Source organism: Curvibacter cyanobacteriorum (assembly GCF_028649475.1).
Classification (GTDB): Bacteria; Pseudomonadota; Gammaproteobacteria; order Burkholderiales; family Burkholderiaceae_C; genus Curvibacter; species Curvibacter cyanobacteriorum.
In genome coordinates this window covers 644,250-666,364 of record NZ_JAQSIP010000002.1, presented here as the reverse complement: position 1 = coordinate 666,364, position 22,115 = coordinate 644,250, and the positions used below count along the sequence as shown (strand labels likewise).

The window sequence follows — 22,115 nt, the reverse complement described above, 5'->3', positions numbered from 1 at the left end:
GCCATGTCACCCCACTCCCCCACCGCGGCCCCCAGCCCCTTGTTGTTGATCGGCACCCCAGAACCCCTGACCGAGGTGGTGCACGCGCGACTCTCAGACGATGGGCATGGGGTACTGCGCCTCGACACCTGTGCGCCCCACGCCGTGGCCGAGCGCCTGCTCGGCCTGAATGGGCTTGCCGCGCTGGTGCTCATGACCCCCACCGCCTTGTCCCACCGGCGCTTCGAAGACATCACAGACGCCGATTTCGAAACCGCTTTGGAGCAGCAACTCTTTTCTGTCGTGCGGGTGGTTCAGCAGGTGCTGCCTCACCTGTCGTCGGGCGCTCAGATCGTGCACGTGGGCTCACGTGGACACCTGGGCGCCTGGGGCGGCGTGCACCAGATGGCGGCCAGCGCGGCCCTGGCGGCCATGTCCCGGTCGATGGCGCTGGAGCTGCAGGCCGAGGGCATCAGCGTCAACCTGGTGGCCGCCGAGTTTGCACACGAGCGCCAGGACAGCCCGGAGAACCGGGGTGCGGTGGCCCACGCCGTGAGCCTGTTTGCCGCCCCGACCAACCGCATCACCGGCCAGCACCTGGTCATTGATGGCCTGAGCTCGCTGCGCATGAGCGAAGCGCGCCGACACCGTTTCTGATTTTTTGCCAACCAACCATCCCAACAAGGAGATAAACATGCAATATTTGAAGCTGACCGTTGAAGACCATGTGGCCGTGGTCACCATGGACGCCCCACCCGTCAATGCGGTGTCGGCCGGTCTGATGGACGAGATGATCGCCACCTTCGACCAGATGAGCGACCGCGACGACGTGCGCGTGGTGGTGCTCACCGGTGCGGGCAAGATCTTCTGCGCCGGGGCCGACATCAAGAGCCGCGCCAACAAGACGTTCGAACCTGGTGAACGCTGGGCCCATTCGCGCCGCGCCCGTGAATTGAGCTACTCCATCATCGAGTGCAAGAAACCCGTCATTGCTGCCATCAACGGCGCAGCACTGGGGGCAGGCCTGGGGATTGCGGTCTCTTGCGACATCCTGATGTGCTCGGAAAATGCCTCGTTGGGCTTGCCTGAGGTGGATGTGGGCCTGATGGGCGGGGGCCGCCACGCCATGCGCGTTTGTGGCCATTCGCTGACCCGCCGCATGATGCTGACAGGTGACCGCATTCCAGGCCCCGAGTTGTACCGACGCGGCATTGTGGAAGCCTGCCTGCCGCTGGAAGAACTGATGCCGGCCGCCATGGAAATGGCCAAGCGCATTGCCTCGAAGAGCCCCGTGGCCAGCCGCACCGCCAAGAACTCGGCAGCCACCATCGAGAACATGACCCTGCGCGACGGCTACCGCTTCGAACAGAACATGACCGCTGAACTGGGCCAGACCGAGGACTCGCGCGAGGCCATGCGGGCCTTTGCAGAGAAACGCCCGCCGGTGTTCCAGGGGCGTTGAAGCCGACCACCGCCCCAGGCTGCAAGCTGGGGCGTTGAGGCCACTCCCCTTCGATGGGGCATCCACAAAAAGGCCCGGTCACCACCGGGCCTTTTGGCTGTGTAGCGGGTACGAATGCGTCGTCAGTTGGCCAACATGCCCCCATCCACCGGCAGCGTCACGCCGTTGATGTAGCTGGCCATTGATGAAGCCAAGAACACAGCAGGCGCTGCGATCTCGTCGGGCTGACCCACACGCCCCTGTGGGGTGCGCTTCAAGAAGCCCTCAAGGCGCCGGGTGTCGGCGCGGGTGGCCTCGGTCATGGCGGTCTCGATGACCCCTGGAGCGATCGCATTCACCCGAATGCCGTCGGCGCCCAGGTCGACCGCCATGCTTTGGGTCAGCATCTTCACCGCGCCCTTGGAGCTGGAGTAACCGATGCAGCCGGGCTGCGCAATGAAGGCCGCCCCCGATGCGATGTTGATGACATTGCCGCGGGTCTGCCGCAGGGCCGGCAAAAAGGCATGCAGCACGTTGAAGCCGCCCATGACGTTGACATCAAAAACACGGCGAAACTTGTGGTGCACCTCGGGGGCATCGAGTCCGGCGCGAATCAAAATGCCCGCATTGTTGACAAGGATGTCCAACGGACCGATCTTCAGGCTGACGTCAAGCGCCAGGGCCTCGCAGGCCGGAACATCCGTGATGTCGAGCGAGAAGGCCCATGCCTGCCCACCCGACTGTCGAATCTGCTCCACCGTGGCCTCACAGGCCTCGGCCTTCAGGTCCACCAGCACCACCCGCGCTCCAGCGCGGGCGTATTGCAGGGCGATGGCGCGCCCAATGCCGGCGGCGGCGCCGGTGACCAGCGCCAGCCGGCCCTCCAACAAAGCGGGTGAATGGGATGTTGCTTGGTTCATGGTGTCTCCTGTGTCATTGAGCTTGGCGGGCCGCATCGCGGCGCGATAAATAGGCATTGATCTCACCCACAATGCCGCGGCGGAACAACATCACCACCAGCACGAAGACCAAGCCTTGAACGATCAGGACCGCTTCCGCGACCGATGACAATGAACTGGCCATGGTGACCACCACCATGGCCCCAGCCACCGGGCCCAGCAGGGTCTGCAAGCCGCCCACAATGCCCATCAGCAAGGCCTCGCCGGACGTCACCCAGCTGACATCGGTCAGGGTGGCGATTTGGAACACCAGCGTCTTGAGCCCGCCAGCCAGGCCCGCCAAGGCGGCCGACAGCGTGAAGGCCAGCAGCTTGTAGCGATTGACCTGGTAGCCCAGAGAGATGGCCCGCGCCTCGTTGTCCCGGATGGCGGTCAGCACCTGGCCAAAAGGCGAGTAGACGATGCGCCATATCAACCAAAAGCCTGCTACCACGGCCAGCATCACGACGTAGTAAAGCGTGGTGTTGTCGGACAGGTCGATCAGGCCCAACAGGTGCCCTCGGGGCACGCTCTGAATGCCATCCTCGCCCCCCGTGAAGGGCAGTCGCAAGGCCAGAAAATAGACCAATTGGGCACTGGCCAGCGTGATCATGGAGAACGCAATGCCGGCCCGCCGGATGGCGAGCAAGCCTGTGACGGCGCCAACGCTGGCCGCCACCAGGACACCGAAGGCCACCCCCAGCAGCGGGTCCAGCCCCCAAACCTTGACGGCATGGGCGGTGCCATAAGCCGCCGAGCCAAAGAACATGGCATGGCCGAAGGACAGCAACCCCACATACCCCACCAGCAGGTTGAGCGACGCGGCCAACAAAGCGAAGCACATCAGCTTCATGAGAAAGATCGGATAGGCCATCCAGGGCGCGACGAGCAGCACCACGGCGGCAACAAGCAGCAGGACCCGGGTGCGCTGGGTCATCGGAGCAAAAGAATCATTCATGGCTGTTTTCCTTCCATCACCGGCTGCTGCCGAACAGGCCGTTGGGACGCAAAGCGAGGGTGACCAACATGAGCACAAAGACCACCATGCCGGCGCCATCGGGGTAGACCACCTTGGTGATGCCCTCGATCACGCCCAGCACGAAGCCGGCCACGATGGAGCCGGCCAGCGAGCCCATGCCGCCGATCACCACCACCGCAAACACGACGATGATGAGCTGGGAGCCCATCAGGGGATTGACTTGGTAAATGGGCGCCGCCATGACGCCACTGAAGCCGGCCAGGGCCACGCCCAAGCCGTAGGTGAGCATCAGCATGCGCGGCACACGCACCCCAAATGTGCGGACCAGGTTGGGGTTCTCAGTGGCAGCCCGCAGATACGACCCCAGCTTGGTGCGCTCAATCACGTACCAGGTCACCAGGCACACCGTCAGCGAAGCTGCGATCACCCACAAGCGGTACCAGGGGAAGAACGCCATGGTGGTGTCCAGTCCGCCCAGGATGGGATTGGGATACGGCTGCCCCGTGGCACCGAACTTGTAGCGGAAGCTGCCCTCCAGGATCAGGGCGACACCGAAGGTCAGCAGCAACGCGTAGACGTGGTCCAGGTGGTAGAGCCGGCGCAGCAACAAACGCTCCAGCGCGATGCCGGAGAGGCCGACGATCAGCGGGGCCAAGACCAGGGCCCACCAGTAGCTCAGCCCCAGGTACTCGAGCAGGCCCCAGGCCACGAAAGCGCCCAGCATGTACTGCGCACCGTGAGCAAAATTCACGACTTGCAGCAGGCCGAAGATGATGGCCAGACCAATGCTCATGAGCGCATAGAGCGAGCCGTTGATCATGCCGACCAACAATTGCCCTGAGATGGCAGCCATTGGATAGCCGAACAGAGAGTCGGGCATGGTGTTGTGTCTCCAAATGAAGTGGTTGTCAGGCAGGCGTGGGCATCAAACACCCAGCAGGGCTTCGATGCGAGGCCGGTCCTCGTCGATGGCCTGGCGATTGAACTGCTCGATCACCTGCCCTTCCTCGATCACATAAAAGCGGTCGCCCACCCCAGAAGCAAAGCGGAAGTTCTGCTCCACCATGAGGATGGTGAAGCCGCGTTGACGCAGCGCGGCAATCGCCTCGCCGATCTTGTCGATGATCACGGGGGCCAGCCCCTCGGTGCATTCGTCCAACAGCAGCAACTTGGCGCCCGTGCGCAGGATGCGGCCGATGGCCAGCATCTGCTGCTCGCCACCGGAAAGCCGGGTGCCGGGGCTCTTGCGCCTCAGCTTGAGGTTGGGGAACAAAGCGTAGATTTCGTCCACCGTCATGCCACCGGGCTTGAGGATGGGTGGCAACAGCAGGTTCTCCTCCACATTCAGGCTGGCAAAGATGCCTCGCTCTTCAGGGCAATAGGCCACGCCCAGGTGGGCAATGTCCTCGGGGGCCAGGCCCTCGGTGGACCGTCCATTGACCACGATGCGGCCGTAACGGCGGCTGAGCAAACCGACGATGGCGCGCAGCGTGGTGGTTTTGCCGGCGCCGTTGCGACCGAGCAGGCACACCACTTCGCCGGGGTACACCGTGAGGTCAATGCCGTGCAGGGCCTGGGTCTCGTTGTAGAAGCCTGTCAGTTGATGCACCTCGAGGCAGGGTGCGGCTGCACGGACATCAGGCATGGGCACCTCCACCGACATAGGCTTCACGGACCCGGGCGTTGCTGGAGATCTCGTCATAGTTGCCTTCAGCCAGGATTTCGCCGGACTGCAGGACCGTGATGCGGTCACACAGTTCAGCCACGACTTTCATGTTGTGCTCCACCATGAGCACCGTGCGTTGCTGGGCGACCCGCGCAATCAGGCGGGTGATGGGCCCGATGTCTTCGTGGCCGAGCCCGGCCATGGGTTCGTCGAGCAGGATCATTTCGGGGTCCAGGGCCAGGGTGGTGGCCAGTTCCAAGGCACGCTTGCGCCCGTAAGAGAGGTTGGCTGCCAGTTCATTCGCATAGCGATCCAGGTTCACAGCGGCCAGAAGTTCTCGGGCCCGCGGCGTGTGACGGTCCAGGGTGCGCACGCTGCGCCAGAAGGCAAAACTGCCCCCCGCCCGCCGCTGCAGGGCGACGCGCACGTTGTCCAGTACTGTCATCTGACCAAACACCGCCGAGATCTGAAATGAGCGGACCATGCCGCTGGCGGCCACACTGGCCGGATCACGCCGGGTGATGTCTCGCCCGTTGTAGTGAATGCGCCCGGCCGTCGACGGGGTGGAAACGGTCAGCAAGTTGAAACAGGTCGTCTTGCCCGCCCCGTTGGGCCCAATGAGGGCATGGATGCTGTGCCGGCGGATGGACAAGGACACATCGCGCACGGCGTAGAAGCCCATGAACTGCTTGCTGAGCCCTTCCGTTCGCAGGATCACGTCCTCGGCCACGGCGGCTTGAGAATGGACGGCGCTCATGACAGATCCTCGTCATCAAAAAGCACTTCGGGCAGCCCTTTGACGCCCAGGTCATGGAGGGCCACCAGCGCGCCCGCATCCGGGTGCTCACTTTTCATCAAGTTGCCGCTGTCCCGGATGCTGGTCAGGTAGAGCACGTCCAGATTCGGCCCACCGAAGCACGGACAAGTGGGGAACGGGGTCGGTACGTCGAGGGTTCGCAACAGTTCACCCTGAGGCGAGAAGCACGCCACCTTGCCCACCTGCACCAGCGCGACCCAGAGGCGTCCCTCGGCGTCCACGGTGGCACCGTCCGGTGCCGACCCCAAAGGGCGGGTGTCGACCAGGCAGCGACGGGCCCCGACAGCGCCGCTCAAGGGGTCATACTCGGCAGCGCTGATTTCCATGCCCAGGCTGTCGGCGTAGTAAAGGGTGCGCCCATCGGGGCTGAAGCAGGTGCCATTGGCCAGGGCCACGCCGCTGAACAAGGTGCTGACCCGGCCCTGCCGGTCGAGCTGGTAATAGGCGCCAGCCGTTTCGTGCCGACCCACCACCATGGAGCCCACCACAAAGCGCCCTTGTCGATCCGTGCGCCCATCGTTCAGACGCATGGGATGGCTGGGGTGAACCACCTCGGCCAGTCGCCGCATCGTGCCAGTGACGGGGTACATGAGGTAGAACCCGTCCTCCAGCGACAGGATCAATCGGCCTCGGCGGGTCAGGGCCATCGAGCCAATGTCGGAGGGGACATCCCAGCGGCTGTGCACGGCATCGCGCCAGGCGTGAACCTGTCGGGCCTTGGTGTCGACCCAGTAGAGGGACTGGTCACGCCAGTCCCACAGGGGGCACTCGCCGAGCCGGTCGCGGTGCGGGCCCAAGATTTCAATGCGGGGGGTGGAAGCCATCATGTCGCACTACCAGGTGAAAAAGAAGGGCGCAAGGCATCGGCCGATGCCGCCCTGCGCAAGAGATGCATTCGGTACGACTGGGGCCAGCTGGCGTAGTCGCGGTTGACGCTCAGTGCGGCCTCGGCATGCAGCGGCCAGTTCGGGTTGTAGAGGGCCTCGCGGCCCAGACCGATCAGGTCGGCCTGACCGGCACCGAGGTAGCCCTCGGCCGTCCGGGGGTCGATGACCAACCCGACCCCCATCACCTGCAGCCCCGAGGCCTCGCGCAGGCGGGCGGCCAGGGCCGCGCGAAAGGTCAGGTCGTTGGACACCGATTTGCCCTGTGTGGGGTAGCTCGAGATGCCGCCCCCTGACGAACAATCGACCACGTCCACCCCCCGGTCCTTGAGGCTGCGCAGCAGGTCAACCATCTCGTCAAACTCCAGTCCGCCATCCACCACATCAGCCAGGGAGACACGCCAGAACAGCGGACGATCTTCGGGCCATTCCTGACGCACGGCCTCAGCGACATCGAGGGCAAAACGCAGGCGGTGCTGACCAAACCGATCGGTGCGCTGGTTGGCCAGGGGCGACAGAAACTGATGGATGAGGTAGCCATGGGCGCCGTGGATCTCCAGCACCTGGAAGCCCGCCTCGCGGGCGCGGCGCGCTGCCGAGCCCCAGGCCTGCACCAAGTCCTCGACTTCGGCAGTGCCCAAGGCCTGAGGTGTGGGCCAGCCCGGCCCCACAGGCAGGGCGCTGGGCGCCACGGCAAGCCAGGGGGGTTCTCCCTGGGCCGCATCGGCCTCGGTCAAAGCGCCATTACCGCGCCACCATTTCTGGGTCGAAGCCTTGCGCCCGGTGTGGCCCAGTTGAATGGCGGGGACGGCGCCCTCGCGCCGGATCGCCTCAGCCACGCGGGCCAGTGGCTGAACCTGTTCGTCCTGCCACAGACCCAGATCCCCGTGGTTGTTGCGTCCACGGGCCTCCACCGCGGTGGATTCGACGAACACGGTGCCGGCACCGCCCATGGCAAAGCGGGTCAGGTGCGCCAAGTGCCAGTCGGAGGCCAGGCCGTCATGGGCTTGAGACGTTTGCATGGGCGAGATGACCACCCGGTTACGGGCCGTCACGCCACGCAAGCTGTAGGGTGTGAATAGTCGAGCCATGGATGACAACCGCCGCTTCACTTCTTCACGAAATCGCAGCCACCCTCGGCCAGCGGACGGAAAATCTGCTCGGCGGGAATCGCAGCACCGACCTTGTAGAAGTCGTACTTGTACTTGGATTCGGACGGTGCCTTGACCTCCACCGGGTAAACCGCCCGCATGACCTGACCGTCCTCCCGAATCGGCGCGTTCTGCGTCATGAAGTCGTTGACCCGGGTGGCCTTCATCTTGGCCATCACCGCCGGACCGGCATCCGTGCCGGTTTCCTTGACGGCCTTGAGGTAGTGGGTCACCGCACTGTAGACACCGGCGTTGGTGAAGGTCGGTGGAACGCCGCCACTGCTGCGTTCCATGAACTTCTTGCTCCAGGCCCGGGTGGCATCGTTCTGGTCCCAGTAGAAGGGCACGGTGATGTTGAGACCCTGGGCGACATCAAGTCCCATCGCCGTCACGCTGTTGATGGTCATGCCAAAAACGCTCAGCGTCTGGCCGCCGCGGGTGATGCGGAACTCGGCGGCCTGCTTCAGCGAGTTGGACAAATCCAGGCCCGCGTTGAGGATCACGATGCCCTTGGCGCCGCTGGATTGCGCTTGCAGCAAGTAGGAGGAGAAATCGGTCGCTCCCAAAGGATGCTTGACCGAGCCCACCACTTTGCCACCGGCAGCCTGAATGAAGCGGGTGGCCTCGGCCTGCATGGCCGCACCGAAGGCATAGTCGACGGTGATGAAGTAGAAGTCCTTGATGCCGCGGTTGATCAGCAGTTGCACACCCGCTTTGGGCATGGCGTAGCTGTCATTGAGGAACTGGATGCTCATCGGCGAACAGGCCTTGCCCGTGAAGTCCGAAGAGATGGAGCCTGCGATGAGGTAAGGCTTTTGCTTCTCCTTCATGAAGTTCTGCACCCCCAGCGCAATCGAGGATGCCGAGCCACCGACAATGGTGTCGACCTTGTCGGTATCGATCCATTTTCGCGCTGCGGCCAACCCCACATCGGGCTTGTTCTGGTCGTCGACCGAGACCAGCTCGATGGTTTTGCCATTGACCTTGCCGCCGAAGTCCTCAATGGCCATGCGAGCGGCCAGCACCGACCCCAAGCCCCCCGCGCCGGAATAAGGGCCACTGGCGTCGTTCATGACGCCGATGCGGACCACATCGTCGGATATCTGCGCATGCGCTGCGCCAGCCGCAAGGGCGAGCACCGAGAACAGCACCTGGGCGGCGCGCGGGATCGGGCGTTGGGTGGAATGATTCATGGTTGTCTCCAGTTTGATTGTTGAGGTGGGTGAGGGAAATTGAGGTCAGCGCCAGACGCGTCTGCCGGCTCAGGACTTGGCTGTCCCAGAGGGCAGGTTCAAGATCAGCTTGGCAAGGATGTTCCGTTGGATCTCGTTGGAGCCCCCAAAAATGGCGGGCATGCGCGAGTCCAGGTATTGGCCCATCACGTCGGTGGCGATGCCGCCGATGGTCACGTCGTCCATCTGGGCGCCATGGTCTGCCGCCAGCTGAACCAGTTCATCGGCGATGCGCTGGTAGGTCTCCGTGCCCCAGACCTTGAGGTAGGACACGTCGGGGCCGAGTTCTTCTCCGCTGCGCAGGCGGCCCATGTAGAGTTCAAAGGCAGCTTTGAGGTCACGCACATCCAACAAGAGCTGCGCATAACGGTCGCGGAAGTCTGCGTGCGCCAGGGCCTGCGTGGCTTGGCTGAGCCGATCCAGCTGGGCCAGGGCCCCCTCGCATTGGCGAGGGGTGCCGAAGAAGATGCGCTCTTCACGCAGGAACGAGTTCGCCACATTCCAGCCATCGTCGATCTGACCGACCACATTGCTCACGGGCACGCGGACGTTGTCAAAGAACACCTCGCTGAACTCCCCTTCCCCCTTGAGGTTGACGATGGGTCGCACGCGCACACCGGGGCTGCGCAGGTCAATCAGCAAAAAGGTGATGCCGCGCTGCTTGGCCCCGTCGACCTTGCTGGTGCGCACCAATGCAAACATCCAGTCCGCCCCCGGACCCAGGGTGGTCCAGATCTTTTGGCCGTTGACCACCAGTTGGTCACCCTCGCGGTCGGCCCGGGTGCGCAAGCTGGCCAGGTCGGAACCGGCATTCGGCTCGGAGTAGCCCTGGCACCACATGGTCTCGCCGCTGAGCACGCGGGGCAAGTGGTAGCGAATCTGCTCCGGCGTGCCATGCATCATCAAGAGCTTGCCCAAGGCCAGGCCATGGTCGGGTATGCGGGCGCAGCCATGGCGGGCCATTTCCTCGGCATAGATGACCTGCTGGGTCGGTGACAAGCCCATGCCGCCAAACTCCTTGGGCCAGGAAGGCGCCAGCCAACCTTGACGCGACAGCGCCTGGTACCAGTCCGAGATGTCAGCGTAGTAGGCCCGCTTCTTCATGAAGCGCTTTTCGGGCGGGTAGTGGGCAGCGATCCATTGCGCCAGCACTCGGCGGAAGCTCTCGTCGGGCAGGTCGGCGATGTCGGCGCCCGGCACCAGATCAAGGGGAGCCTGGTCCGCTTCAGCCGATTCGCGACTGGCCTGCCGTTGCGCCTGAAGGAAGGCGCCGCGCTGCCACAAGGGGTTGCCCAGCCACGCGGACAGCGCGAGCGCCCGCTTCAGGCACAGGCCGATGTCGGTTTCATCGGCAATGCCCATGCCGCCGTGCAGGTGGATGGCGGCCTTGCCCACCGCCAGTGCAGCGCCCGCTGCCCGGGCTCTGGCCGCTCGCAATGACGGGACACAGCCCTCGGGGCCACCCAGTTTGAGCCAGTCCAGCAAAGCGTATTGCGCCGAGGCACGCGCCAACTGGCACTGAATCCACATGTCCACCATGCGGTGCTGCAAGACCTGGAATGACGCGATGGGCTTGCCGAACTGAATGCGCTGGGAGGTGTAGGCCACCGTGTCGTGCAACGCCCTTTCGGCCACACCGACCAACTCAAAGGCCGAGCTGAGCCGGGCCAACTCCACACCCTGCGTCAAAGCCAGACGGACGGGCTCGCCCACGGCGATCAACGCGTCAGCGGAGAGACTGAGGCCAGCCAGCTTCAAGTCGCCAAAATTCAGACCATCCACGGTGCGGGCGTTGTGCAAGCGCTCGCGGCATGAAGCCGCGTCGAGCCAGAACAGCGCAGCTTGTCCGGCCAGCCGTGCCTGGATCAAAAAGCCATCGGCTGCCGACGCGAGTGGGATGAAACGCTTGTCAGGCCCCTGCAACACCCAACCCGGCCCAACGGGCAGCGCCTCCAACTCGAGGCTATCGAAATCGAAGTTGTTGACCTGCTCTTGCCAAGCCAGTGCCAGCAACTGATGCCCCTGGCCGACCGCCTGCAAGAGATCGCGTGCACGGTCGGACACTGGTGCCAGCGCCGCCAGAACCTGAGCGACGAGCACACTGCTGGCGGCGAAGGGCTCTGGCGCCAGGCCACGCCCAAGCTCGCAGGCGATCAGGCAAACCTCGGCAGGCCCCAACCCAAGCCCCCCCAAAGACTCCGGGACCAACACACTGTGCCAACCGGCCTCCGCCATGGCTTGCCAGACCTCACGGTCGAATGGAACCGCCCCATCGCGCAGGCGTCGCACCCGGGCAGGTGCGGGGTGGCGTTGGTGAAAATCCTGCACGCTGTCGCGCAGCATGCCTTGGGTCTCGTCGAATGAGCTCATCTGAAAAACGTCACGATCATTGAAAAGGGGGCGACCTCAAACCAGGTCGGTGGGCAGGCGATGGGCCTTGAATTGCTCGCGCAGCTTGAGCTTTTGCAGCTTGCCGGTCGCGGTGTGGGGCAGTTGCTCGACCAGCACGACGTCATCAGGCATCCACCACTTGGCGACCTTGCCTTCCATGAAGGCCAGCATTTCCTCGCGAGAGGGGGCCTGCCCCGGTTTGGGCACCAGCAGCAACAGCGGTCGCTCCTGCCATCGGCTGTGCGCCACACCGATCACGGCGGCCTCTTGCACCCCGGGGTGGGCCATGGCGGCGTTCTCCAGATCGATGGACGAAATCCACTCGCCACCCGACTTGATGACGTCCTTGGATCGGTCGGTGATCTGCACAAAGCCGTCGGCGTCGAGGGTGGCCACATCGCCCGTGGCGAACCAACCGTCGGCATCCAACACGCTGCCCCCTTCGGCCCGGTAATAGGCACTGGCCACCCAGGGACCGCGCACCTTGAGGTCGCCAAAGGCCTTGCCATCGTGTGGCAGGGGCTGACCGTCTTCGCCAAAGATTTCGAGGTCGACGCCATAGATGGCACGACCCTGTTTGGCCTGCAGGTCAAAACGTTGCGGCAAGGTCAGGTCGTGGTGTTTGGCCAGCAAGGTCCCGATGCTGGCCAAGGGGCTGGTTTCCGACATGCCCCAGGCATGGATGACAAAAGTGCCCAGCAGCGTTTGAAACTTCTCGATCATCGCGCGCGGGCAGGCGGATCCGCCCACCACCACGCGTTGCAGGGCCAGCTCCGACAAGTCCAGTTGAGCACGGTGGCGCTCGATGTGATCGAACAGCCCCAGCCACACCGTTGGCACGCCGAGGGAGAAGTTGCAGCGCTCCTCACGCAGCAGGCGGTAGATGTTCTCGCCCGCCAAATTCGGCCCCGGCAGCACCAACTTGGCCCCGCACATGGCACCGGCATACGGAATGCCCCAGGCATTGACATGGAACAGTGGCACCACCAACAGCACACTGTCGCGGGCCGACAGGCCCAGTCCGTCCGTGGCACAGGCGGTGAACGAATGAAGAATCGTGGAGCGGTGGCTGTACAGGACGCCTTTCGGGTTGCCCGTGGTGCCCGACGTGTAGCACAGCGAAGAAGCGGTGTTCTCGTCAAAGCGCGGCCAGGTGTAATCAGGCGAGGCCGCTTCGATCAGGTCCTCGTAGCACAGCAGGTTGGGCAAATCCACCTGCGGCATCTGATCGCGACGGCACAAGGCCACAAAGCCCTTGGCGTGCTGAAGCTGCGGCGCCAAGCCCGCCAGCAGCTCCGCAAAGCTGGTGTCAAAGAAAATGTAGCCGTCCTCTGCATGGTTCAGGATGTAGCTGATCTGTTCCGGGAACAAGCGCGGATTGACCGTGTGCAGCACGGCCTGCATGCCCGAAACACCGAAGTAGAGCTCCACATGGCGGTGCGTGTTCCACGCCAGGGTGGCCACCCGATCGCCCGCCTTCACCCCCAGCGCCCCCAGGGCATTGGCCAGACGTTTGGCTCGCTGCTGGACTTGGCGCCAGTTGCTGCGATGGGTGCTTCCATCGACCAGGTGGGACACGATCTCGCGGTCGCCATGAAACGCAGCGGCATGCTCGAGCACGCCGGACAGCAGAAGTTGGTGTTGTTGCATGAGGCCTAGCATCAGCGGGCTCCTTGGCGGTTTCTAAAAAACGGGGGAAGAATGAAGTTCGAGGCGCGCCAGACCTCAGTGGTAGCTGCGCCCGCCATCGACGGCGAGCACGATGCCGGTCACAAAGGACGACTCCGCACTGGTGAGGTAAAGCGCCGCAAGGGCAATTTCATGGGGTTGCCCAATGCGCTGCAGGGCGTAGCGGGGGCCGACCGTGGCTTGCAGCGCGTCGGCGCTGTAGCCGCCCCGCACCATGGGGGTGTCCACGGCACCAGGGCAGACCGTGTTGACACGGACTTGAGGCGCCCATTCCATGGCGATGCATTTTGAGAAGGCAATCACGCCCGCTTTGGACGCGGCATAGGCGCTGCGTTGCTTGAACGGCTGCAATCCCTGCCCTGAAGCCAGGTTGACGATGGTGCCGCCCCCCGCCTTGCGCAGTGCGGGCAAAGCCGCACGGCAGACGTTGAAAGTGCCAGTCAAATTGACCTCAATGACCCTTGCCCAGTCCGCATCACTGACCTGCTCTGCCCAGTCGGTGTTGGCGATGCCCGCGGCATTGACCACACCGTCGAGCCCGCCCAGGGTGTCGCTTGCACGCTGCACAACCGCTTGCACGGCCAAGGCATCGGTGATGTCAGCCTGGCACGAAAGCGCCGGGCCGGGGTGGCCGTGCAGCGCCAGCGCAGGCGCACGGTCCAAGGCCACGACCTGGGCACCCGCCCGGGTGAACAAGCTGGCAATGGCCTGACCGATGCCGGAGGCCGCGCCAGTCACCAGGATCCGGCGACCCGCCAGCCGGCCTGCCACCTGGGTGCTGAGCTCAGGTATCGGGGGGTGGGCATTCATTTGATTCATGTCACTAGTTTATTTAATTAACCGGTCGGCAGGTAAATTGTGAGGTCAAAAAAAACGGGGTCCAATGAATGGTTACCCTAACTTTTGGCTTTCTTTGTTGGCCTCAGTGCTCACTTGCTTGTCGACAAGCAATCCGTTGAGCAGCATGTCCATGTATTCGCGCATGACCTGCGCCGTCTCGAGTCGCCCATCCGGCCGGTGCCACCGTGGCATCTGGTTGAGGGCAGAGAGCAAAAACCGGCCCGCCATGGCGGCATCCACCGGCCGGATCAAGCCGGCCTCCATGCCTTCCCGCAGACAGCGGCGCAACAGTTGTTCATAGCTGTCACGCAGCTTCAAGGCAGCCATGCGCTGCCCCCCGCGGGCCGCCTGCCAAAAGGCATTCGAGCCGGCGATCCAGCGGTCCCGCGCGTTGCCCTGGAATTCGGCGGAGGTCTCCATGAACGCCCGCACCCTGGCGACCGGTCCCTGCGCTTGTGACACCGCAGCCGCGACCTTGTCGTGAAGCAGTTCAACGGATTCGAGCACGATGCGTTCGTACAGGGCGTCCTTGTTCGGAAAGTAGTAGTACAGCGCCGCCTTGGTGATGTGCGCCGCCTCTGCAATGTCGCGCAGCGAGGTCCGGTCAAATCCGTGTTCGGCAAACAGTCGCCTGGCGATCAACAGCAACTGGGCCTCGCGCGAGTCGCCGAGTGCGGTCGCGGCGGGGGCGGCGCCAGACTTGGCGGGTTTGGTGCGCGTCATGGACTCTGCCGCCGTCATGCCAAGTTGCAGGTTTGCCCAACCAAAGCTTCATCGCCCCTGGTAGACCGGCGCACGCTTTTCCAGAAAGGCCTGTTGTGCCTCACGCGCATCCGCCGTCTTCGACAGCGCCACCGTGTTGCCTTGCTCATAGCGATAGGCCTCGCGCGTTGGCATGGACAAGGTCAAGCGCGCAGCCTCCTTGGCCAGGCGCATGGCGATTGGACTTTTGGCCGCAATCTCGCGGGCAATGTCCATGACGTAGGGCATGAGCTGCTCGGCGGGCAGGCAGGCCTCCACCAAGCCCAGTCGGTACAACTCACGGGCCGGCATTGGCATGCCGGTGTAGAACATGCGCCGGGCGGTCGACTGACTGAAATACTTTTGCAGGTAGGTCACACCCCCGGCCAGCCCCACGTTGATCTCGGGCATCGCGACATAGGCATCCTCGCTGGCCACCCAGATGTCCGCGCCCATCACCAAGCCAAAGCCGGCCCCCAGGGCCGGACCATTGATGGCCGCAATGATGGGCTTGGCACACTCCACCATCGCGTAGTGACATTCACGGGTCAGGCGGTTGTGGCGCCCATACGCACCAGGTCGTTCTCCCAACTGAGGGCGCTCGCGGATGTCGGCTCCGGCGGAGAACACTTTGCCTGCCCCAGTGATCACGATGCAGGCCACATCGGGCCAGTCGCTGAGGGTGTCAAAGCACTCGATGAGCTCGGAGCGCAGTTCCGCATGCTGGGCATTGACCGGGGGGCGGTTCATGGTGACCACGGCAATGCCCTGATCCAATGTCAGTTCCAGGTGTTTGAAGTCCATCACAGCTCCGCAGATTCAGCGAATCGAAATCAGGGCATCAAGACACACACCACCCTGGGCCCGAACCACGAAGGGATTGATGTCAATGCCAGCGAGCTGATCGGCGTAGCGAACAGCAAACTCAGACAGGCGCTTCAAGGCCTCCGACAGGGCCGGCAGATCGCCCGGAGCCGCGCCGCGCCAGCCTTTGAGCAAGGCGCTGGCGCGCACAGAGTCAATCAAGCGCAGCGCCTGGGCGTCCGACAGCGGCGCCGAAGCGAAGGCCACATCGCGGTACAACTCGACGGTGGTGCCTCCCAGGCCAAACATCATCATGGGACCAAAGACCGGGTCCTGGTGAACCCCGATGATGGTCTCCACACCATCGCGAACCATCGGGGCGATCAACACGCCGTCAAGGCGGGCCGCGGGCGCATGGGTGCGGGCCCGGCTGAGCAGCGTGTCGTAGGCAGCCGCCACAGCCTCGTCACTGTCCAGTCCCAGCATCACCCCGCCGACCTCGGTTTTGTGCGGGATGTCGGCAGAAACAATCTTGGCGACCACGGGCAAGCCCATGGCTCGCGCCGCTGCCACAGCTTCGGCCGCGCTGGTGCAAGTCTTCTCAGGCAAGACCGGGATGCCAGCTTGGCTGAGCAGCGCTTTGGCCTGTGCTTCGGTCTCCACCCGCGGCAAGGGGTCGGTGGCAAGCGCGATCGGCGAGTCCACGGCTGCTTGCATCTGCTGACGCAGGCGGGCCATGCGTGCCGCACCCGCAATCGCACGGACGGCACGGGTCGGATCGCCGAACACAGGAATCCCCGCGGCCCCCAGTCGCTCGGTCACCCCCGCTTCGGACAGCATCACCACCACCAAAGCACGCTGGGAATTGGCCCGGCGGATCTCGATCAGGCGTTGCTCCGTGGCCTGAAATCGCTGCGGCGAGAGTCCCACGTGGGCGAGGTAGGCAAACAGGGTGCCGTAGGGAGCCTCGGGCGACAGCATCAGCTCGATGGTGCGGGCGATGCCATCAGGCACCGCGGTGACCTGAGCGGTGGTGTCAAATGGGTTGGCGGGTACCGCGTACGGCAGCAACTCGCGCAAAGACGCCTGCGTACCGGCATCAAGCGGTGGCAGGCTGAGCGCCGACTCGGTGGCATTGTCCGCCATCAAGATGCCGATGCCCCCGGAGCCCGTCATGATGCCGATCTGCTCATTGGGCGGCAGATGGCCCAACACCGCACAGAGTTGAGCGATGTCCAGCATCTCCTCGAGCGAGGCCGCCCGGTGGGCCCCGCACTCGGCGAAAACAGCGTCGTACACCGCATCATTGCCGGCCAGGGAACCCGTGTGGGTGGCGGCAGCGGCAGCGCCCACATCGGTGCTGCCGATCTTCATGAGAACCACCGGTTTGCCAGCGGCGGCCGCCTTCTTCAAGGCACTGCGCAAGCGATGGCCATCCTTGCAGGCTTCGAGCGCCGCGCAGATGACCCGCGTCTCGGGATCTTGTGCCAGGTAGTCGATGCATTCCGCCACATCGACATCCGCCTCGTTGCCGGTGGCGATCACCCGAGACAGGCCAATGCCCCGCAGCGTCGCCATGCCATAGGTAGCCGAGCCAAAGGCACCGCTTTGGGTCGCGAGACCAATGACGCCACTGCGAGGCTGCAGACCATTGAGGGCGGTAGAGAACGTCGCAAAGAAGCGGGTCGAAGGGTTGAGCAGGCCGAGCGCGTTCGGCCCCACCATGCGCATGCCCGCCTCCTGGCAGATCGCGACCAAGCGGTTCTGCAGCGCCATGCCTTCGGCTCCCATTTCGCCGAAGCCGGCGGTGAAGACCTGCACGACCCGAACCCCTTTTTGCGCACACTCCCGCAAGGCCGCCTCGACGCCCGGGACTGGCACGGCGATGATGGCGTGCTCCACGGCGTCGGGGATGTCAAGCACACTGGCGTAGGCCTTGATGCCCTGAATCTCCTGCGCACCACTGCGGTTGACAGGGTAGAGGCGACCTTGGAAGCCCGCTTCCAGCATGAAGCGCAAAGGGCGTCCTCCGATGCGCTCCGGATCGGAGGAGGCGCCAATCAGGGCCACAGACGCCGGGAAGAAAAGAGGCTCGAGTGAGTGCATGTCAGGCAGTGCTACGGTTGCAAAAAAATCAGGTTGATCAGAGCAGCGCGTGGGTCACGCCACCATCAACCAACAGGGACTCGCCGGTCATGAAACCGCTGTCTTCAGACGCCAGAAAGCTGGCCACGGAGGCGATGTCGGTGACCTGGCCCATGCGACCCAGTGGCGTGCGGGCGATGCGCTTGGCTTCCATGTCGGGATTGACATTGATGCGCACCCCTTCGGTGAGGACCGAGCCCGGGCAAATCGCGTTCACCCGGATGCCCTGAGGACCCAGATCGACGGCAGCCGATCGGGTCAGGCCCAGCACACCGGCCTTGACACCGCAATACACCATGCCGGAGGGCAAGCCCAGGAAACTGGCCGCCGAGGCGATGTTGATGATGCTGCCGCCCCCCGAGCGGGCCATGGCTTCGGCTCCGACCTGGATGCCCCAGACCACCGAGTGGAAGCCCGTCCCCGTCATGCGCGCCAGCATCTCAGGCGTGATGCCGGAAATGGCGCTGTAGCGCACCCAGATGGCGTTGTTGACCAGGATGTCAAAACGCCCATAGCGTTGCTCCAAATCGGCCACAGCAGCCTCAAACGTGCTGCGTTGCGCCACATCCCCGGCGTAGGCATGGGCCTGCCCACCTTGCGCGCACAGCGCTTCGGCGGCCGCTTTGGCGTTGTCGGCCTTGATGTCCAGCACCCCCACGGTGGCACCGTCGGCGGCCAGCCGCTCACAAATTGCACGACCTATGCCCTGCGCCCCACCGGTCACCAAAGCGACTTTGCCTTTCAAACGACTGTCCATGATGTTGTCTCCATTCATGAAAATAATTCTACCGGCCGGTAAGTAAAAATGTATAGTCATGACTCCTAAGGAGATACCCTATGCAATCTGAAGAGTTCAAGCAGCAATTGACCGAACTGATGGATCGCGAAGCCATTCGCGAGTGCATGAATCGCTACTGTCGAGGGATCGATCGACAGGACGAGCAGGCCTTGCGAAGCGCCTACTGGCCCGATGCCACCGACCGCCATGGCCCCTACCAGGGCAGCGCGACCGGCTTCATTGATTGGGCTTTGCAGAAATTGGCCCGCGACAGCCTGCGCTCCATCCACAACATCACGAACATGTCGATCACCTTGGCGGGACAGCAGGCGGGCGTGGAGACTTACTTCCTGGCCTTGCAGCGCGATCGCGATGCACAAGGTGTGCCGCGGGAGATCTTCATTGCTGGCCGCTACGTGGACCGCTTTGAAAAGCGAGGGCAGGAGTGGCGCATTGCAGCGCGCACCGTGGTCTATGACTGGCTGCGTGATCTGGGGACGACTGAGGTCACAGAGGCGGAGCACTTTGGCGCGGTGCGTCAACCGCTCGGCTCGCTCTGCGGCAGCGATCCGATCTACGCCTTGCTGAACTCACTGCCACGGTGAGCGTGCCAGCCCACCCCCGCGGGGTGGGTGGTCTTGAACCACTCCAGGCGGAAAGCACTGAGCGCTGCACGCCCAAAAAAAGGGGCCCATCGGGGCCCCTCTGCTCACGCGGCCAACGCCGCAAGCGCTGCCTGTGCGGCCGGTTCCAGTCGATGCCCTTGGTAGCCGTTCTGTGCTGCCGCCGCACAATGCTCGCGGTACTTCAGAAAGCCGCCCACAAACTGGCTCAACCCCTTGGGCTTACCTTCAACGTTGGCGCCCACGTACCAGGTCTTGGCCTTGTTGAGCAACGAGTGACGAGCCAGGTTGTAGACAAGCTCCATCCAGGCGTTCTCGGACTTCAAAGTCGGCTCGATGCTGCCCAGCCGGTTCTGGCGCAGGTGAGTGATGGCGTCGGCAATCCAGTCGACATCGTTCTCGCTGATGCGAATGATGTTGGCCAGCGCGGCCGGGCCATTGGGACCCGTGGTCATGAACAGGTTGGGAAAGCCTTCCATCATGATCCCGAGGTGCGAACGCGGGCCGTCCTTCCACTTGTCCTGCACCGTGCGGCCTTCACGCCCACGAACCTCGAACGACAACAGGGCGCCCGTCAGGCCATCGTAGCCCGTGGCCAGGATGATGTAGTCGAGTTCGGTCTCTCCCGAGGTGGTGCGGATGCCCTTCTCGGTGGCCTCCACAATCGGGTCGGTCAGACAATCCATCAGGTGAACGGTCGGCAAATTGAAGGTTTCGTAGTAGCCCGTGTCCAAGCACGGACGTCGCGCAAAGATGGGGTAGCCGCGCGGGGTGAGCTTGTCAGCCGTCACGGGGTCCGTCACCACCTCACCGATCTTCTTGCGCACGAAATTGGCCACATGCTCATTGGCTTCTTCGTTGGTCATCAAGTCGCCAAAGGTTCCCAACATGGCGAGCCCCCCTTGCTTCCAGGAGTCCTCAAGCAGCGACTGGCGCTGGGCTGGCGTCGCCGTGAAGAAGGCCCGCGTGGAGGTGGGTCGCGAGCCGCCAATGGCACTGTTGCGGGCCACTTCACGGATACCGGCGTAATGGCGCTTCACTTCAGCCACGTACTCGGCGTCAAGCGGTACGTTTCGCATCGGCATCGTGAAACTCGGCGTGCGCTGGAACACAAAAGTCTCACCGGCCTGTCGACCGACCTCCTGCACGATCTGGATCCCCGTGGAGCCGGTGCCCACAATCCCCACCCGCTTGCCCGAAAAGTCAACCGGCTCATGGGGCCAGCGGGCGGCATGCAAAACGCGGCCCTTGAAGTTCTCCAGGCCATCAAACTCCGGCTTTTTGGGCACCGACAGCGGCCCCGTGGCCATGATGCAGAACGGGGCCTCGAACACCTCACCACGGGCCGTTTTCAGCGTCCAAACTTGGCGAGCCTCATCCCACACCGCACTGTTCACACGGGTGTTGAACTGGTAATGACGGCGCAGGTCCAGGCGGGTAGCCACAAAGTCGATGTACTTCAGCAGTTCGGGCTGACCCGCATACTGCTCAGACCAGGTCCACTCTTGCTCAATCTCGCGCGAGAAGGAGAAACTGTAGTCAATGCTGGGCAAATCCACCCGAGCCCCTGGGTAACGGTTCCAGTACCAGACGCCCCCCAGATCGCCCCCCGACTCAAACGCCTGCAAGCGCATCCCCATGCTGTTGAATTTGTACACGGCATACATCCCGCCGAATCCGCCGCCGACGATCAGTACATCGCGCTGTTGAACCTGGGTTGTCTGGGACGAAGGGGCGGCAGTGGTGCCTGCAGTCATGGTGTGTCTCCTGTTTTACAAATGCCATGAGGCCCTGATTGGCCTCCTGTGTTGCTTCCTATGATGCCATTTTACCTGCCGACCGGCAAGTAAAAAACATCAGTAACAACCCCAGCGTTCGTCATCCACGGCAGGCGTGCCTGGGCGGAGTATCACGACAGACATCGAATCTCCAGTGACGTCAAGGTGACAGTCAAGACGGTCGTCTGCCGACATCACTCCTTGAACCGGGTCCACCACACGAAGCTCCATCAGAACCGCTGACACCCACCATGGGACCTCGTTGCTTCGACTTGTCGTACCGCCTGCACTGGCTGCGGCGTGGTGCCTCGGCTCAAGCGCCAATCCTCGATGGGCTGGGTCGCGTCAACGGCTCTAATTGCCCGCCCCCACAGGGCTTTGCCCTTTTCAACAAAATGTTGATGTGACTGGCCGAGCGTGCTCACGGGGTCCGAGCCCGGCCGATGTGCAATGACCCTGCCCCTCACAACGAAGCGTGCTTGAGCATGAGAACTGCAGCGAACCGATCTTTGATGGCTGGCCTGGCATGGGCCCTGACGGTGGTGCCCGCCCTGGCCCATGACAAAGTGCGACTCGACGGCTTTGCGATCGACCGCCACGAGGTCAGCATCGCGCGCTTTGCCGAGTTCACCCGGGCCACGGGCCGACTGACCGCCGCCGAGACGAATGGCGGCGGCCACGAATGGGATGGCGGGTGGCAGCGCAGAAAGGACTGGCACTTTCGGCAACCGTTTGGGGTGCCGGGTGCCAGTTCGGACCTCCCGGCGGTGCACGTCAGCTGGCACGAGGCCCAGGACTTCTGCCGGTGGGCCGGGGGACGGCTGCCGACACGGACCGAGTGGACCCGCGCCGCCTACACGGAACAGCTTGGCCAAGCGGGTTATGTGCTTGGTCGAACCTACCCCTACCCCACCGGCGACAGCCCCAGTGGCGCCAACACCAACGGCGCCGATCCCTGGCCAAACCTGGCGCCGGTCGGCGCCACACGCCGCGGGGTGAATGGCCTGTACGACATGGGCGCGAATGCGTGGGAGTGGCTCGCCGACCGGGACGGCAACACCGCGCTGACCGCGGGAGGGTCCTGGTGGTACGGCCCTGCCCAAATGCAGTCAACGGCGCTGCAATGGAAGCCCGCTGACTTCTACGTGGTCTACATCGGCCTGCGCTGCGCCTACGACCTTTGAGCCCGCGGGGCCTGGCACCAGGCCCCGCGGGTTGGGGCGGGCTGCGGCAGGCGCA

General features: G+C 63.8%; 20 protein-coding genes. 4 read left to right on the top strand and 16 right to left on the bottom strand.

What is annotated here, in order from left to right:
* The first annotated feature begins 3 nt into the window (after window positions 1-3).
* Complete coding sequence (locus tag PSQ40_RS06500) at window positions 4-636, top strand: SDR family oxidoreductase (RefSeq protein ID WP_273949839.1); 633 nt, start codon at window positions 4-6, stop codon at window positions 634-636.
* Between the two features lie 37 nt (window positions 637-673).
* Window positions 674-1,441 (top strand): enoyl-CoA hydratase/isomerase family protein, encoded by a 768-nt coding sequence (locus tag PSQ40_RS06495; RefSeq protein ID WP_273949837.1) that lies wholly within the window; start codon window positions 674-676, stop codon window positions 1,439-1,441.
* Between the two features lie 122 nt (window positions 1,442-1,563).
* On the opposite strand, the gene PSQ40_RS06490 is transcribed toward PSQ40_RS06495, so the two are convergent.
* The 15 genes from PSQ40_RS06490 to PSQ40_RS06420 form a co-directional block, all read right to left on the bottom strand.
* Window positions 1,564-2,340, bottom strand: coding sequence for an SDR family NAD(P)-dependent oxidoreductase (locus PSQ40_RS06490; protein ID WP_273949835.1), 777 nt, complete (start codon window positions 2,338-2,340; stop codon window positions 1,564-1,566).
* Window positions 2,341-2,353: 13 nt separating this feature from the next.
* Window positions 2,354-3,316, bottom strand: coding sequence for a branched-chain amino acid ABC transporter permease (locus PSQ40_RS06485; RefSeq protein ID WP_273949834.1), 963 nt, complete (start codon window positions 3,314-3,316; stop codon window positions 2,354-2,356).
* A gap of 16 nt (window positions 3,317-3,332) precedes the next feature.
* Window positions 3,333-4,217, bottom strand: a complete 885-nt coding sequence (locus PSQ40_RS06480) for a branched-chain amino acid ABC transporter permease (RefSeq protein WP_273949832.1) — start codon at window positions 4,215-4,217, stop codon at window positions 3,333-3,335.
* A 45-nt stretch (window positions 4,218-4,262) separates the two neighbouring features.
* Window positions 4,263-4,982 carry an ABC transporter ATP-binding protein gene (locus PSQ40_RS06475; protein WP_273949830.1) on the bottom strand — a complete coding sequence of 240 codons (720 nt, stop codon included), beginning with the start codon at window positions 4,980-4,982 and terminating at the stop codon, window positions 4,263-4,265.
* Complete coding sequence (locus PSQ40_RS06470) at window positions 4,975-5,733, bottom strand: ABC transporter ATP-binding protein (protein WP_273949937.1); 759 nt, start codon at window positions 5,731-5,733, stop codon at window positions 4,975-4,977. The genes PSQ40_RS06475 and PSQ40_RS06470 overlap by 8 nt, the downstream gene beginning before the upstream one ends.
* A 23-nt stretch (window positions 5,734-5,756) precedes the next feature.
* On the bottom strand, window positions 5,757-6,644 hold the full coding sequence (locus PSQ40_RS06465) for an SMP-30/gluconolactonase/LRE family protein (protein WP_273949829.1): 888 nt from the start codon (window positions 6,642-6,644) through the stop codon (window positions 5,757-5,759).
* Window positions 6,644-7,795 (bottom strand): NADH:flavin oxidoreductase/NADH oxidase, encoded by a 1,152-nt coding sequence (locus PSQ40_RS06460; RefSeq protein ID WP_273949827.1) that lies wholly within the window; start codon window positions 7,793-7,795, stop codon window positions 6,644-6,646. The genes PSQ40_RS06465 and PSQ40_RS06460 overlap by 1 nt, the downstream gene beginning before the upstream one ends.
* Window positions 7,796-7,812: 17 nt before the next feature.
* Window positions 7,813-9,048 (bottom strand): ABC transporter substrate-binding protein, encoded by a 1,236-nt coding sequence (locus tag PSQ40_RS06455; RefSeq protein WP_273949825.1) that lies wholly within the window; start codon window positions 9,046-9,048, stop codon window positions 7,813-7,815.
* 69 nt (window positions 9,049-9,117) lie between these two features.
* Window positions 9,118-11,457, bottom strand: a complete 2,340-nt coding sequence (locus PSQ40_RS06450; RefSeq protein ID WP_273949822.1) for an acyl-CoA dehydrogenase — start codon at window positions 11,455-11,457, stop codon at window positions 9,118-9,120.
* A gap of 36 nt (window positions 11,458-11,493) precedes the next feature.
* Window positions 11,494-13,140 (bottom strand): 3-(methylthio)propionyl-CoA ligase, encoded by a 1,647-nt coding sequence (locus tag PSQ40_RS06445; protein ID WP_273949820.1) that lies wholly within the window; start codon window positions 13,138-13,140, stop codon window positions 11,494-11,496.
* Window positions 13,141-13,203: 63 nt separating this feature from the next.
* Window positions 13,204-13,986, bottom strand: a complete 783-nt coding sequence (locus PSQ40_RS06440) for an SDR family NAD(P)-dependent oxidoreductase (RefSeq protein WP_273949819.1) — start codon at window positions 13,984-13,986, stop codon at window positions 13,204-13,206.
* 72 nt (window positions 13,987-14,058) lie between these two features.
* The gene (locus tag PSQ40_RS06435; protein ID WP_273949817.1) at window positions 14,059-14,730 is read right to left on the bottom strand and encodes a TetR/AcrR family transcriptional regulator; all 672 of its coding nucleotides are present in this window, start codon (window positions 14,728-14,730) and stop codon (window positions 14,059-14,061) included.
* A 48-nt stretch (window positions 14,731-14,778) separates the two neighbouring features.
* The gene (locus PSQ40_RS06430) at window positions 14,779-15,552 is read right to left on the bottom strand and encodes an enoyl-CoA hydratase/isomerase family protein (RefSeq protein ID WP_273949816.1); all 774 of its coding nucleotides are present in this window, start codon (window positions 15,550-15,552) and stop codon (window positions 14,779-14,781) included.
* A 15-nt stretch (window positions 15,553-15,567) separates the two neighbouring features.
* The gene (locus PSQ40_RS06425) at window positions 15,568-17,658 is read right to left on the bottom strand and encodes an acetate--CoA ligase family protein (protein ID WP_273949814.1); all 2,091 of its coding nucleotides are present in this window, start codon (window positions 17,656-17,658) and stop codon (window positions 15,568-15,570) included.
* Between the two features lie 37 nt (window positions 17,659-17,695).
* Window positions 17,696-18,454, bottom strand: coding sequence for an SDR family NAD(P)-dependent oxidoreductase (locus PSQ40_RS06420; protein WP_273949812.1), 759 nt, complete (start codon window positions 18,452-18,454; stop codon window positions 17,696-17,698).
* A gap of 80 nt (window positions 18,455-18,534) precedes the next feature.
* Between PSQ40_RS06420 and PSQ40_RS06415 the strand changes: the two genes are divergently transcribed.
* Window positions 18,535-19,080 (top strand): nuclear transport factor 2 family protein, encoded by a 546-nt coding sequence (locus PSQ40_RS06415; RefSeq protein WP_273949811.1) that lies wholly within the window; start codon window positions 18,535-18,537, stop codon window positions 19,078-19,080.
* Between the two features lie 104 nt (window positions 19,081-19,184).
* Here the strand turns inward: PSQ40_RS06415 and PSQ40_RS06410 are convergent, their stop codons facing one another.
* Complete coding sequence (locus PSQ40_RS06410) at window positions 19,185-20,855, bottom strand: flavin-containing monooxygenase (protein ID WP_273949809.1); 1,671 nt, start codon at window positions 20,853-20,855, stop codon at window positions 19,185-19,187.
* A 533-nt stretch (window positions 20,856-21,388) separates the two neighbouring features.
* On the opposite strand from PSQ40_RS06410, the gene PSQ40_RS06405 reads away from it, so the two are divergent.
* A complete protein-coding gene (locus tag PSQ40_RS06405; protein ID WP_273949807.1) occupies window positions 21,389-22,060 on the top strand; it encodes a formylglycine-generating enzyme family protein in 672 nt (223 codons plus the stop codon).
* The last annotated feature ends 55 nt before the right edge of the window (window positions 22,061-22,115 follow it).